Annotated in this window: 13 protein-coding genes; 10 read left to right on the forward strand and 3 right to left on the reverse strand. The window is 42.8% G+C overall.

All coding sequences use genetic code 11. The annotated features are described in order from the left end of the window. The first annotated feature begins 61 nt into the window (after positions 1 to 61). On the forward strand, positions 62 to 1,351 hold the full coding sequence (gene mltG / locus ACQKCG_RS03505) for an endolytic transglycosylase MltG (protein ID WP_101204582.1): 1,290 nt from the start codon (positions 62 to 64) through the stop codon (positions 1,349 to 1,351). Positions 1,352 to 1,529: 178 nt separating this feature from the next. Further along, the gene (gene tmk / locus ACQKCG_RS03510; RefSeq protein WP_101204711.1) at positions 1,530 to 2,171 is read left to right on the forward strand and encodes a dTMP kinase; all 642 of its coding nucleotides are present in this window, start codon (positions 1,530 to 1,532) and stop codon (positions 2,169 to 2,171) included. A gap of 148 nt (positions 2,172 to 2,319) precedes the next feature. On the opposite strand, the gene ACQKCG_RS03515 is transcribed toward tmk, so the two are convergent. Beyond that, on the reverse strand, positions 2,320 to 4,593 hold the full coding sequence (locus ACQKCG_RS03515) for a cation:proton antiporter (protein ID WP_101204581.1): 2,274 nt from the start codon (positions 4,591 to 4,593) through the stop codon (positions 2,320 to 2,322). A 967-nt stretch (positions 4,594 to 5,560) separates the two neighbouring features. Here ACQKCG_RS03515 and ACQKCG_RS03520 point away from each other — a divergent pair. The 8 genes from ACQKCG_RS03520 (at position 5,561) to ACQKCG_RS03555 (ending at position 13,353) form a co-directional block, all read left to right on the forward strand. After that, entirely contained in the window at positions 5,561 to 6,925 is a 1,365-nt protein-coding gene (locus ACQKCG_RS03520) for a Do family serine endopeptidase (protein WP_404944627.1), read from the forward strand. A gap of 265 nt (positions 6,926 to 7,190) precedes the next feature. Next, positions 7,191 to 8,399 (forward strand): hypothetical protein, encoded by a 1,209-nt coding sequence (locus ACQKCG_RS03525; protein ID WP_101204580.1) that lies wholly within the window; start codon positions 7,191 to 7,193, stop codon positions 8,397 to 8,399. Between the two features lie 450 nt (positions 8,400 to 8,849). Then, positions 8,850 to 9,755: a 4-hydroxy-tetrahydrodipicolinate synthase gene (gene dapA, locus ACQKCG_RS03530; protein WP_101204579.1), complete on the forward strand. Its 906-nt coding sequence runs from the start codon at positions 8,850 to 8,852 to the stop codon at positions 9,753 to 9,755. 141 nt (positions 9,756 to 9,896) lie between these two features. Then, on the forward strand, positions 9,897 to 10,226 hold the full coding sequence (locus tag ACQKCG_RS03535; protein WP_227522882.1) for a hypothetical protein: 330 nt from the start codon (positions 9,897 to 9,899) through the stop codon (positions 10,224 to 10,226). 128 nt (positions 10,227 to 10,354) lie between these two features. Then, positions 10,355 to 11,068, forward strand: a complete 714-nt coding sequence (gene purC / locus ACQKCG_RS03540) for a phosphoribosylaminoimidazolesuccinocarboxamide synthase (protein WP_101204577.1) — start codon at positions 10,355 to 10,357, stop codon at positions 11,066 to 11,068. Between the two features lie 190 nt (positions 11,069 to 11,258). Continuing rightward, positions 11,259 to 11,981 carry a hypothetical protein gene (locus tag ACQKCG_RS03545; protein WP_134292311.1) on the forward strand — a complete coding sequence of 241 codons (723 nt, stop codon included), beginning with the start codon at positions 11,259 to 11,261 and terminating at the stop codon, positions 11,979 to 11,981. Between the two features lie 390 nt (positions 11,982 to 12,371). Next, a complete protein-coding gene (locus ACQKCG_RS03550) occupies positions 12,372 to 13,004 on the forward strand; it encodes a DNA-3-methyladenine glycosylase (protein ID WP_134292312.1) in 633 nt (210 codons plus the stop codon). A gap of 37 nt (positions 13,005 to 13,041) precedes the next feature. Continuing rightward, the gene (locus ACQKCG_RS03555) at positions 13,042 to 13,353 is read left to right on the forward strand and encodes an NGG1p interacting factor NIF3 (protein ID WP_101205159.1); all 312 of its coding nucleotides are present in this window, start codon (positions 13,042 to 13,044) and stop codon (positions 13,351 to 13,353) included. Positions 13,354 to 13,495: 142 nt separating this feature from the next. Here ACQKCG_RS03555 and ACQKCG_RS03560 read toward each other — a convergent pair whose 3' ends face one another. Continuing rightward, on the reverse strand, positions 13,496 to 13,870 hold the full coding sequence (locus ACQKCG_RS03560; RefSeq protein ID WP_101205158.1) for a hypothetical protein: 375 nt from the start codon (positions 13,868 to 13,870) through the stop codon (positions 13,496 to 13,498). Between the two features lie 84 nt (positions 13,871 to 13,954). Next, entirely contained in the window at positions 13,955 to 14,617 is a 663-nt protein-coding gene (locus tag ACQKCG_RS03565) for a hypothetical protein (RefSeq protein ID WP_101205157.1), read from the reverse strand. Positions 14,618 to 15,090 lie beyond the last annotated feature (473 nt).

Genomic DNA, 15,090 nt, shown 5'->3' on the forward strand with positions numbered 1-15,090 from the left:
ACCATTGAAAATCGCACGGTTCAGTGCTAAATTCTAGCAAACATCTGCCTCGCGAGTTGCCATGAGCAAGCCTACACCCAATATACCACCTGAACGTCCCAATGAGTCGCCGTCAAACAAGCAAGATGGCACAGTCGAGGAGCGTGTCGATACCACGCTGCCGGACGCGCAACCAGTGGTAGATGAGGTGGAAGACACGTCAGCAACGCCAGCAACCAACGTCTCACTCATCAGTGGTAACAGTAAACCGCGCCAATATAAAGTCAATAACCCATCGTTTTTTATGCAACGCGGCTATCAAGTGCTGCTGGTGTTGGGGCTTATTGCTGCATTTTTCTTGGTCATGGTTTATCAGACGTTGTTTGGTCGTATCGAGCAGCCGCAGCAAATGGTCACGATTGAACCAGGTCAGACGTATTATGGCCTACTACCGCAGTGGCAGCAGCAGATTCCGCTGTTTTCGGCAGGTGTGGCCAAACTATATATCAAATCACAAGTCGATGCGCCGTTGCATGCTGGTACGTATCAATTACCCGAAAACCCAACTATCGCTGAGGCGCTACAGATACTAGGTCAAGGCGCAAAAGCAGCCATGGTCAAGGTACAGATCATCGAAGGTAAGACATCTAAAGACCTTTACCAAGCGCTGCGTGACAACGACAAAATCGAAAAAGAAGTACTGACCGCAGATAGTGACAATGCCAGTATCGCCCAAGCATTGGATTTGACGGGTGTATTGCCAGACAGCGTTGTTAATAGTAGTGACCCGATTGTTAACTATAATCTTGAAGGTTGGTTCGCGCCTAATACCTATTATTATGGTGAAGGAACCAGCGATAAAAAAGTATTGACTGACCTGTATAAGCGTCAGCAGCAGGTACTGACTGATGCGTGGGAAAATCGTGCACCGAACCTCCCTTATAAGAGTCCATATGAAGCGTTGGTGATGGCATCTATTATCGAAAAAGAGACCAGCGTTGCTGATGAACGTCCTTTAGTCTCTGCCGTATTTAGAAACCGCTTGAATAAAAACATGCGTATGCAGACGGACCCGACCATCATCTATGGTATGGGCAGTCGTTATGATGGCAATATCCGCCGCAAAGACATCAATGAAAAAACGTCTTATAACACCTACCAAATTGATGGTTTACCGCCAACGCCAATTGCGCTACCATCAGCGGCCTCTATCGAAGCGACCTTACATCCTGCCGATAGTGAAGCGTTGTATTTTGTGGCAACGGGCAATGGTGGGCACAAATTTACCAATAGCTTGGCTGAACACAATCAAGCGGTAAAAGACTATCTCAGTGTCATGCGTGAGAAAAAATCTCAAACGCCGCCGCAGTAATATTCCTTCTTAATCTTCTTAAAAAACTTATCGTTTATTGAGCGCTACAAAGTAGAAGTAGCGCTCATCAATGACATAAGGTCATATCATGTTAGTATCTATGCACACCAGCGCAACACCGTCACCTACCAACACACCACCATCGAATCTACCTGAAGCAAGTGCTTCGAATACGGAGATGGCACCTACTTTAGGCCGCTTTGTTAGTTTTGAAGGGACCGAAGGCGTGGGCAAAACTACCGCGATTGAACAGTTGTGCTTGCGCTTAGAAGCTAATGGCATTCCATATCTACGTACTCGTGAGCCGGGTGGCAGCCCATTTGCCGAGCAATTGCGTGACATATTATTGGACCCAGCGACTGATATCGAAGACGATACTGAGCTGCTGCTATTGTTTGCGGCGCGCTGTGATCACATGCAACAAGTCATTTTACCAGCACTCCAAAATGGTACTTGGGTGATATGTGATAGGTTTACCGATTCTACTATCGCGTATCAGGGCTTTGGGCGTGCGTATGGTGACGAGCTGGTACGCGGCAAAATCGATATGCTTATCAAACAATTTGTGACGCAGCTTCCTGAGTTGACATTGTGGCTAGATTTACCAGTAGCAGAAGGTATGAAACGTGCCAACAAGCGCAGTGCAGCAGATCGTTTTGAGCAGCAGGCTACCGAGTTTTTTACTTGGGTGCATACTGGTTTTAGTCAGCTTGCGAGCGAGTATCCTGAGCGCATACAGCGTATTGATGCATCGGGCAGTACGGATGATGTGAGTGTGCGTATATGGCAGACGGTTATGGACAGATTCGATATCAAATAATTAAATTTTGCCAAGTAGATTTATAAGGCAGTTAGATGTATCGATAGCCAGTCAGTTAGCACCAATAAAAAGCCCCGGCACATTGCTGGGGCTTTTTGTTAAGGTAAATATTTTATCTTTAAATCAATAAAGCAGATAACTATGCACGTTATTTGTCATCTATTTTATCTGCTTTTACATCCTCAGTAGTCGCGATAGAGGCGTCGTTATCCTGAGCAGAGTCAGGTAGACGATTTGGATCAAGCGCGCCTTTTTTGTTTTTAGGCGCACTACCATTGCCATTACTGTTCGTAGAGGTTTTGGTCTTCGAAGTCGCTGTTGAGTTTGCAGACATGACACCTTTATGATCCACATTCGTAGCAGACGTTTTTGGCTCTTCTACTGGCTCACTTTTCTCTACGGTAGTACTAGAAGGTAACTTAGACTCGGTGCTACTGCTTTGGGTGGTTGATGACTGATTAGCAGTGTTTTGCTCATCGCTTTTGTCACTATCTACCGAAGGCTCTGGCGCTGCTGTCTGGCTATCGTCAGGGCTAGGCTCCTGCTCTTTGCGCTTTTCAGGTGCTTTTGAGTTGGACTCAAAGTTAGCATCAGCTGCCATGCGAGCCTGCTCTTGCTTAGGCGTTACATCGACTGGCTTTGGTTGTACTTCATCGTCTACCACTAGCGATATAAGCTTACGGTCACGAGGGACAGTACCGTCAAACTTATCTGTGATGACGTGCAGTTTGCCTTCTTTGTCGACCGTATATAGCGGTACGAATTGCTTATTATCCGCTTTATACTGCTCAAAGCTATAGCTATCCGTGATGTTAGTAATTTTAATTCGAGCTTTTTTGGACAGCATACTGGCAAGCTTGGTATAGGTCACATCTTTGCCAAACAACCACTGTGAATGGAAGTTAGATTGCTTGTCATCACGCTCGCTTTTGACTTTTTCGTCACTGAATTTAAGACGGTATAGTTTACGCTCACCAAATTCATGACGATAATGAATCTCGGACAACGTGTTCATTTCTTTGTCCATACTCATCGCAAACAAGCGACCAATACCGATCAGATCCAAATGATGATCTGCGTGATCAGAGATGGGATTACCAAAATAAGTACGCAGACCGCTCATGCGTGCGCGTGCAATATTGGTGTAGTTATTATGCGCAACGATGACGTCGAAGCCTTGGTCTTTTAAAGAAGTAGCAATCAATAGCGCAATTGGGTTTGAGCCGACGATAAGAATACCGTTAGTCTCAGGCTCACGTACGCCTAGTAGATTACCGACGACTTTTGCACCCAGACCCTGAATCATGACCGTACCGATGATAACCATAAATACGAGAGGTACAAGCAGCTCTACGCCCTGAATATCATACTCTTGCAAACGAATTGCAAACAGTGATGAGATGGCAGCAGCAACGATACCACGTGGGCCAATCCAGCTAATCATCAGCTTTTCATTGGTCTTAAGGTTCGAGCCGATAGCCGATGCCCAGACTGATAGTGGACGTGCGACAAACATCACGATAGCGAGCAGCACTAACCCTGCAAAACCAACGCTGAGCAAACTTGCCAACTCTACACGCGCCGCCAGAATAATGAACAGCACTGAAATCAGCAAAATGGTTAACGATTCATTGAACTCTAAAATCGTCTCACGTGGGAATTTTGGCCAGTTTGCCAATGCCACGCCCAATACTGTGACAGTTAATAGACCTGATTCATGCTCCAAATGATTTGATATCGAAAATAACACCAGTACAAATGCTAGAGTAAAAACATTACGCAAGAACTCAGGAATCATATGACGGCGCATAAGGAAGGCAAGTAGCCAAGCGCCCGCCATACCCATTGCAGTCGCCAATACGACAATCTTAGCAAACAGTAGAATACTACTGGCTTCGCCGCCTGAGATAATGTACTCATAGACCAATACCACAGCGATAGCGCCGATTGGGTCAATGATAATACCTTCCCATTTTAGGATGTTGGAAATGGTTTTGTTAGGGCGTACACTACGCAGCAACGGCATAATGACCGTTGGACCAGTCACACAGACTAGAGCACCGAAGAGTAGAGCAATCAATGGATCGACATCGAATAGTAAATAAGTCGATAGTGCCACGATAGCAATTGTAATCAGTACACCGACCGATACCAGCATCTGTACCACGGTACCATGTTGCTTAATTTCATCGAACTCTAGCGTTAGCGATCCTTCAAATAGGATAATCGCTACGCCCAAAGAGATGAAAGGAAACATCAGCTCGCCTAGTACCAGATCTGGATCGAATACACCCAGCACTGGACCGACGATAATACCAATCAGTAATAAAAATAAAATGGATGGTTGCTTTAAATACCAAGCCAACCATTGGGCGGCAATGCCAATCCCAACCACGCCGGATAGCAAAAGGGCGGTATCCATAAATTAATCCTTTTATAATCTTGTCATGTTTTATATCTACCGATAGCTGTTATAAGATAGTCGCTACCGTTTATTTAACAATAAGTTGTTATCCGTTTCTGTTGTAGACAAGCCATCGCACTGATAGCCCTCATGAATCACAACATAAGCTAGATATGATATAACTACTATAAAGTAGCAAAGACAAAAGCGCTTCTAGATAAATCACAATACGCTAGAAATGCAAAAGATGGAAAACAAGAGTGATGATAGCCAGTTTATAAGCCTGCAATAAACAGCCTCATATACAAGCTAACTTTTGTTTGTTTAGTAAAATATTTGGTTTGACATCATACCATGATTTTATTTCAAGCTGATGTAAGCCGTACCTGCTAAAAAGCTATCTCACGGCCACAAAAGTATACGAAGCCCATATGAAATAACGCTGCCTTGAGTTATCCTGCACTATGCAGAAGGCATCAGCACAATACTTTAAGTTTTTATTTATCATACAGTAGCTGCGTTGGGCATGCACGTCGTGCACAGGATAATAGTGTTAGCGTCATGAAATGTCATATACTGATTGCTGACATGGTTTATTTTTATAAGACACTATTAATCATGTTCTACACTATTAACCATCTTCTAAAGGCAGGCACTCTATAAATATTCAAGTAATGAGTAGTGATAAAAACAAGTGTAAAGTAACAGCTAAATAGCTATGACCATAAGTTCGAATAAAAGTGCTGCGCCGCATAAATAGACAAGATAAATAGATAAAAGAATATAATTTCACCAAATAGTAACGAATAGGGGCATGCCGCTTGGTGTAGTCGCTATCGCTGACAATCATAACGTGGCTGTTAATAACAGCGATTACTCATATGGAGGACACAAAATGCCTATCAATATGTTCAAAGGACAGACCACTGCCAATATGCAGCGCTGGTTACAACGTAGTGCGCTGGCACTCGCTGTTAGTACCGCGATGTTTGCTAGTATTAGTGTCACGACGATAAACGGTGCTCAGGCTGCAGTCACTACGGCTGATTTCTCTGGTTTGGTGCAACAAGTCACGCCAGCAGTGGCACGCGTCAATGTCACCAAAACGATTAGTGAAGCTGAGCTTGCTAAGGCTCAGACTGCTGAAGTGTTGCGTCAGTTCTTTGGTGATCGTCTGCGTATACCGGATCGAGTCGCGACGCCAGCGATTGAACATGCTTATGGTACGGCCTTTTTTATTACCTCCAATGGATATATGCTGACCAACCATCATGTCATCGCAGGTGCGGACAAAATCACTGTGACGCTCAATGATAGAACCGAGCTTGATGCAACCTTGGTTGGTAGTGACGAGCGCTCAGATGTGGCCGTGCTAAAAGTTGAGGGCAGTCAATTTCCAGCCTTGCCTATCGGCGACTCAAGTGGTCTAAAAGTAGGGGAGCCAGTATTAGCAATCGGTTCGCCATTTGGTTTTGACTACTCAGCCTCTGCTGGTATTGTCAGTGCCAAGTCGCGTAGCTTCTCGCGTGAAACGAGCGTGCCATTTATCCAAACCGATGTGGCATTAAACCCGGGTAACTCTGGCGGGCCACTATTTAACCAGCGCGGCGAAGTGATTGGAATCAATTCGCGTATTTTTAGTGGTACTGGCGGTTATATGGGACTGTCATTCTCTATTCCTATTGACGCTGCCATGGACATTTATGAGCAGCTAAAAAATGATGGTGAAGTGGCGCGTGCATATCTAGGAATTTATCCACAAGATATCGATCGCAATCTGGCCGAGGCTTATAATTTAGAGCGCCCTCAAGGTGCCTTACTGACTCGTGTATCACCAGATTCACCAGCACAAAAATCAGGCCTAAAACCTGGTGACATCATTTTGCAATACAATGACGTACAAATCATGGAGGCATCAGACTTGCTGAACTTGCTCAATCGAGCGCGTCCAAGCGACTCCTTCCGTGCACGGATTCAGCGCAACGGTAAGCAGATGGTAATTAACGGCAAGCTCGCTTATGCGCCCAATGATGTAAGAGCACAGAGCGGTAATGAGCAAAATGATGATGTACAGTTGGGCTTGCGTTTACGCGATTTGACGGCAGATGAACAGGCAGAAATCGCTGTCGATAATAAAACGGGCATATTGGTTACCACGGTGGATCCTACTGGATTGGCCGCGCGCTCAGGTATTCTGGCAGGCGATGTTATTACCAACTTTCATCAAAAGCCGATTGAAACAGTGGCAGACTTTTCAGGTGCTATCTCATCTCTTCCTAAAAAAGGCGTGGTCACTATAGAAGTTATACGCCAAGGCATTCCTGCTATTATTGGTCTACGTATTGAGTAGGTGTCATGATTAAATCGTGGCTGTTAATGTGACTCATAATGTAACTCAGATTACGGTGCAGAGTATAAAGGCAGCGCACACGTCAATAATTGTGCTTGTCTATCATGGAGGTCGACCTCTATAATGTTTGGTTTTTTATCAAACAGCTAAGAGTAAGACCTCAACAGCAATCCATTCGTTAAATGAGCTATTGATCAATCAATACGCTCTAAGGTGGGCCGAGTCGCTTAGTAGGCTCGTACCATTATGCAATCGCTAGGTAATTATGACTGACCCCGCTCTACATACGCTTATTACAACGACGTCAGCAGCACTGCTAGCGTACATTGCACTGTGGTCAGGGCTACAAACGTTTAATGCCAATCCTACCAAGCGCTTTATGCGTATTTGGGTAAAGCTCGCATTATATTATGCTGCTTATACGATGCCTGTTTGGGCAGTATTGCTTATCATGGTTTGGTCACAGGAGCTGATGCCGATGTTAGCGCAGCTATCACTATCTGCCGTACTTATGGCAATATTGATGATGGGCTTGTACTTTTATACTGTCATTGTACAACCCAACCGCTTACGATTAGAGCATCATTCTATTGACTTAGATTTGTCTACACCGCTCAAGGTCGCCGTATTGGCAGATTTGCGTATAGGGATATACGGTGGTAAGCCGCGTCATATTCGCAAGCTGGTCTCTACTATCAATGCTTTGTCAGCAGATGCCGTACTGATTACGGGCGACTGGCTATACTATCCAAGTGCAGATTTAGTGGGTCAGTTAATGCTATTTAAAGGGGTGAATAAACCTGTTTATACGGTCATGAGCACCTCGGACTTGCGTTATCAATCTATGAATACGACCAAGCAAGGTCAGCCACTATTAGAAGATACATTGGCCAGTACTTTTGATGTACTCGATATTAACTATATCGATCAGCAATGTACGTCATTGCCACTCAAATGTGCAAGAGCGACAAATAAGCAGTCAGTCGTCAATCAGTCTACTAATCAAACTAATAATCAAGACAGTGTTGAGCAGGAAAACTCGCATACAAATCCATTAGTAGCGGTGCTTTGCGGTTGGCAAGATGTGCCCAAGCAATCTACAGATATTGAAACGTCAGAGGCGACTGATAAAGCAATGCTTGGATCGGAGATTGCCAATGCCACCAGTCCAGTGATTATCTTGGCATCACGATTTGATAGTATCAGTGATCTGCCAAAGTCTTTACAGCCACGCCCTTTGTTGATAACCGGTGCTGCAAAGGCTATTCAAAAAAATATCCTGCTTGTTCAAAAACAGAACGATATTCGACGCAGTAGTGAGCAGTCAGCATTGCTATATAACAGTCGCATGGGTAAGCAGCGCGGCCTATATCAACATGCAAGTGCACAGATATTTGTTAGTAGCGGCATCGGTACGAGAGGGTTGCCTTTTCGATTCTATCGACCTACTATCGATGTGTTGACGATTCGTTAATATTACATAAGAGACTTATCAGCGCACGTTGATTACGCTAAACTGCTCCTTTAATGATGTAAGTATTCATCTACAAGGTTTTAGGCCAAGTTCTATAAATTTAAGCGAAAAATAATACCCATTTTTTGGTACTAAAATTATGTGCTGACTGCCAATTGATTGATAGCGGTTAAATCAAAATATGCTACACTAACGAGCACTCTTATTATTATATTTCTGTCGGCTAGTAGGTACGCCTATTACTCTTGGTAAATTGCCATCACGATACTGATATCGTAGATATAATAATCTATGATACAAACGCTATTATAGTAAGTAGAGACGCAGCATTAACATCAAGTAAGTTACGCCATCAGCGTTTATCAACGCACACAAAGCAATGGCCACTTGCAAACGACCTATCATGTGACAGCTTTAATAAAAGCTAGGATAATACAGTAAGGCACGGTTATGAGCACAGCATACGACGAGATCAAAACCCGACTACAAGGCTCAATGGTAGCTTTGGTAACGCCCATGCACCCTGACGGTAAGGTCGATTATAAACGTCTCGCAGATCTCATAGATTGGCAGATCGAGCAGGGCACACACTGCCTTGTGGCTGTTGGTACTACTGGTGAATCAGCGACCCTATCTATGCAAGAGCATAGCGATGTCATTCGCTATTTTGTCCAGCATGTTAAAGGTCGTGTACCGGTCATCGCGGGTACTGGTGCCAACAACACGATGGAAGCCATCAAGCTGACTCAGGATGCTGCCGATGCAGGTGCGGACTGTGCGTTGCTAGTCGCTCCTTACTACAATAAGCCACCACAAGAAGGCTTATTCCAGCATTATCAAGCCATTGCCAAAGCCGTAAATATACCGCAAATGCTGTATAACGTGCCTGGACGTACAGTGGTTGATATCGCTCAAGAAACGGTTGAGCGTTTGTGTGACATCGATAATATCGTTGCTATCAAAGATGCGACAGGATCTGTCGGTCGCGGTGAGCAATTGATCAAAGCCGTTGGTGACAGAATGGTTGTATTATCTGGTGATGATGGCACTGCGCTTGATCTAATGAAAGTAGGTGGCAAAGGTAATATCTCAGTCACTGCTAACGTGGCGCCAAAAGCCATGAGTGAGACTTTTTCTGCAGGTTTACGTGGTGACTTTGAAGCGGCTGGTAAAATCCATGACGTGGTCAAACATTTGCACCGTGACCTATTTATCGAATCAAGCCCTATCCCAGCGAAGTACGCCTTGCATAAAATGGGCATTATCGATAAAGGTATCCGTCTGCCATTGGTTTGGCTCGCCGAGCAGCATCATGCGACTATCGATGAAGCATTGGTTCGAGCAAACATACGATAAATTGATATTTAGCCAATTGATATTCGGCGATTTTAGATTTGTTGCTAGTTCGATGATTGATATTCGAGCTAGTAGCAAGTCAACTTATAATGATAAGTCAATCGCCTACATGAGCAATAACTGCTAACTCAGAGAGACAACATGATGACATTATCATCAAAAACAGTATCATCAAAGACGACAAAACTACTTCCAGCCATGCTGACCTTGGTTTTGGGTAGCACTTTGGTATTAAGCGGTTGTCAAGCGACCAAAAACTTGCTTGGTAAACGTGATAACGGCAGCTTAGATTATCAGCAAAGCAAAAAGCTTGCACCGATAGAACTACCTGCCGCCCAAGAAACGGCACCTTTTGTACCTTTGTATTCAACACCTAATGCTGGGGCAAACACGCTCAAACTACAAAATGAGTCAGGCAATCAGTATCAGCTGCCAAAACCTCAGCGTGCTGTTAGCAACACTTCGAACTAAACTTATTCCCTTATCTATATCGCTGACTTTTGCGTTTTTTATTATAGCCGCAAACCATGTATCTTACATCAGTCAGCGGTAGCTGCGCGTTTTTACCACATAAGCTTGAACGAACAGGAACCCCCATAATGCAAAAGCAACAACTGCTGTATAAAGGTAAAGCCAAATCTGTCTATGAAACAGAGGATAATGATCTTCTGATTTTGCACTTCCGTGATGATACCTCAGCGCTTGATGGTAAGCGTATCGAACAATTAGCACGTAAAGGTGTGGTTAATAACCGCTTTAATGCTTTTATCATGCAAAAATTGTCTGATGCTGGTATCGAAACACATTTTGAAAAGCAATTATCTGATGACGAAGTGTTGGTTAAACGCTTGGACATGATTCCTGTAGAGTGCGTGGTGCGTAACTTTGCAGCTGGTAGTTTGGTGCGTCGTTTAGGCTTAGAAGAAGGTCAGGCATTGACGCCGCCAACGTATGAGCTGTTTTATAAAGATGATGCGCTAGGCGATCCGATGGTCAACGAATCACTTTCTGTGTCTCTTGGTTGGGCGACCAAAGAGCAATTGGCTAAGATGGAAGAGCTAACCTATCAAGTCAACGATGTACTAAAGGCATTGTTTGACGCGGGTGATTTAATCCTAGTTGATTTTAAATTAGAGTTTGGCGTATTCCATGACAGTATCGTATTAGGTGACGAGTTCTCACCAGATGGCTGCCGTATCTGGGACAAGAACACCAAGAAGAAACTTGATAAAGATCGTTTCCGTCAGTCACTAGGTGATGTGATTGAAGCTTATGAAGAAGTGGCTGACCGTATTGGTGTGCCATTAAAATAAGCATCTGATACTTAGCATAAAATAAAAACTGAGCCATGTGCTCAGTTTTTTTATGGCATTATATTAATGTTGGTTCCCTAGTGAGGACTTGAATCTTAAGCTGTAGGCTAATGGTATCAAAGCCTTTGCTCACTAAAATAGTCTCAGTGTACTTCGTAGTGTACATACCATGCACAATAAGGAAGCAGTTATGTCTAATACTAAAGCAGTATGGCTATGCAACTACAACAATTTTGATGTGACAGAGACCTATGGTATCAAAGCGACGTTGCCAGAGATTTTTGATGCTGTGCAATTTTACAAATTAGAGAAGAAGAAAAAATCTAATGTAATAGAGAAAGGTGAAGAGCAGAAATACTATGACATCAACGAGATGGATCTGGTCTTTTGTAAAAGTTGGTCTAAAGGTGAATATATTAATACTCACCATATGCCTAGTAAGGTATTTATCAAGCCAAATGAGAAACTACCTAAGTCTGATGAACTAATGTTCAATATTATTGGGGGGTATTTATTATTCAATCAACAGTGCTATGACATCATCAGTCAGTTCACGCTAGGCGCTACGCATTTTAGTCAAGTATATATTTATGACATTGAGACAGAAGAGCTGAGATCAGAGACACCTTATTGCTTTATCAATATCGCAGAGACGCGTAATTATCTCAATGTTAAAGAAAGTAAAGGGATCGAAGAAAATTCTTATGCTCCAAAATTACCCACGCATTCAATATGGGAACCAACCGATGATGACATCCAGCTGAATACTACTGCACAAGAGTGTGAGGTAGACGTATGGCATGACCCTGTTTTACGAAAATCTTTATTTTTCTCGGACGAGTTGGTCAGCGCCTTATTAGCCTCAGGGATCAAGCGCCAAGCGCTCGCTTTGATTCGTTGCGTCGTCAAATAATTAGTTTATAGATTGATATCCAATAATACTAACCATCAAAAGACACTGTTATTGGTGAACTACTTATAGCGGACTCATTTCAAAATAAGTTTTTTATCATCAAATAGTACCTTTGAGGTATACCCCAACAGAACCAGTTATCTCACCCTTCAAATTTATGAACAGACCACCTAAAACAGACCGCTATAATAGAACCACTTATAACAGACTATAATTCCTATCCATTTATCAACCAGTATCACCCTTTCAGCCATAGGTTTATCATTTAACTCGTATAAAAAATCAAACATAGCGCCAACACTGTCCTCGATACCTTGTCTTACTTTTATGCTAATTTGTTAGTACTTACTCATATCAATTAGACCATAAAAATAAGAAAAGGTTTCGCTAATGTCTACTGCTTCATCAACTGTTTTAGAGTCTGACTGGTTCACTCGTCCGACCTGTGTGGTCGCTGCCGATTTGGTGGGCAAGGTCTTATGTCGACAGCTAACCGATAGCGACGGATCAGAGAAAGTTTTGCGAATGCGGATCTCTGAGACCGAAGCCTATATTGGTCAAGATGATCCTGCCTGCCATTCACATGCAGGCACTCGAACGGCGCGCACAGAGATTATGTATGAGCAAGGCGGTGTGTTCTATGTCTATCTGACCTATGGCGTACATCATATGTTAAACCTCATCAGTGGATATTCAGAGTCGCCTGAATCGGTATTGATTCGCGCTGGGTTTTTGACCGATGATAGTGACCGTCTGATCGAAGAGCAACAACTCAGTCCGGATAAGCAATTTACACATCCTAAGCAGTTCGCAGGCCCTGGTAAATTGACCAAACGCTTGCAAATTGATCGCGATTTATATGGCAAGCCTATTTCGCCGACATCAGACGTTTGGATAGAAGATGATGACTGCCAGCCACCTGTATCACTACGCCCACGTATTGGTATTGATTATGCAGGTGATGCCAAAGACTGGCTGCTACGTTATATATGGACCGATCATCCTTCTTTATCTAAGAACTAGCAGATTGAGATTCAAAACCATTCTATGAGGTAAACCTATGTATAAGTTGACTGTTTTTATTCCTGATGCAGCGTTAGACCAAGTAAAGTCTGCTCTGTTTGCTGCTGGCGCTGGGAAGATTGGAAACTATGAGCAATGCTGTTGGCAGGTACGAGGAGCCGGTCAGTTTATGCCATTATCAGGCAGTGAGCCACATATTGGTACACAAGATAGCTTAGAAATGGTCGATGAGTGGCGAGTTGAAATGGTAGTGGATGAAGCATTTATCGATGCTACCATTGCCGCACTAAAAAAGGCACACCCCTATGAAACACCAGCCTATGATGTGATAAAAGTCTTGGGTTTTTAGTCTTATATAGAAAAATATTAGCTTATTGAGTGTAAGAATTCTCATAAAAAAACCAAATAAGCCATTTGATGACTTATTTGGTTATAAAGTTTTCGCTGTTTCAACTGAGTAGTAACAGTGAATATCAGATCTTGATGAACGATTAATCTTTTTCAAGCTTAATCACGTTGTAGCTTGGATAGCCTAGCTCAATTTTATAATCGTCGCGTCCACGTTCAGCCTTTATCTTAATTTTACGATCACCATTTTTGTATTTGACGTCTTTGACACGGTATCCCATGCTACGGACTTTACTAGCAGCTCGTTGCTCGACAACGGAGACATAGCTGTTTTTATCGTTCTTTTTGTCTTTGTGTTTTTTATGGCCTTTATTGTCCTTATGAGTATGCTCGTATAGGTCGTCATAGCCATTGTAGCCATTCGGTGCAGTCACACAGCCTGTGGTCACTGCCAATAAAGCTGCGACTATGCTGCCAGTCGCTACCGTTTTTAATGTTGAAAATGATAGGGTTTTCATAATGATCTCCTAATAATATATTGTTGCTCAATATGGGTAAGAGTTAAACGTACCGAGGTAATTAGCTAAAAATGCTAAAAGTAATTAATCTTTTGTGACTTTGATAACATCTAAATTTGGATAACTTAATAATATTTCGTACTTCTGTGAACCGCGTTTGGCCTCAATCTCAAAGACACCGCGCTTATTTTTTTCTTCAAGATCTATATCTTCGACACGATAACCCATAGCCCTTACTTTGTTGATAGCACGGCGTTTGATAGCTGGGTAACGTGATTCTCTTTTAATAGTGTCTTCGACATCGCCTTTTTTATAGCGCTGACCATTTTGATAATTATCTTTATGCTTGTTTTCTTTATAGCGGTCATTATTCTTTTGCGACTTATTATTGTCCCAGTTATCTGGCCATGCTTTTTTGCTTGAGCTGATGAGTCTTAGGGTAGGGTAAGTATATTTTAGCTCGTAGGCTTGGTTGTTCTTTTTAGCATAAGCCGTAAGAGCTCGATCACCACGGTAACTATCAGCTCTGATATCTATAACTTGATAGCCTTTGCGCCGCAAGTCTTGTCGAAGCTGCTGACTTACGCGATTAAAATTATTGTTTTGGCTATTATTATCACCACGATAGACAGGCTGATTGTCATATCCTGGACCTACAACCGCACAACCCACTGTCGTACCCAATAATGCAACGACAAGACCAGTAGATACAGTGGCCTTAATAGAGAAGGGTTTTATCGTTTTCATGAGGCAATATCCTATGATGGTATTAAGTAGGCGATATATGTTGGAAATATCTATATCTGCTATAACTATAAGATTTTAAAGGTATTCTGGCAAATTAAATTAGATCGTAATCAATAAGTATCTCTAGTGATTTATTTTTCGAAATATTTCCTTACATTATCTATAATAGAGTACAAAACTTTGCGCTAGGTGTCATTTGCGTTAATAAGTTGTAATAATTGTGGTAAGTAAAATATATTGTTGTAAGCATATGCTTACACGCAATGACGTTTACGCGACTTAACATACCAGTGAGAGTTAGGCATTATAGTCACACGGCATTAGGGAATGTGACTCAAGGATTGAGTTGACCGCATTAAGGATAATGATTCGATAACTAGCGTCAGGATGACAATAGCGATTGAAGTAAGGACACAGTCCCTTTGCTGATAGCAGCAAGTAATACTGAAGCTGTAGTGTAGTAAAAAGGGCAG

This window comes from Psychrobacter sp. NPDC078929 (genome assembly GCF_050267985.1).
Classification (GTDB): Bacteria; Pseudomonadota; Gammaproteobacteria; order Pseudomonadales; family Moraxellaceae; genus Psychrobacter.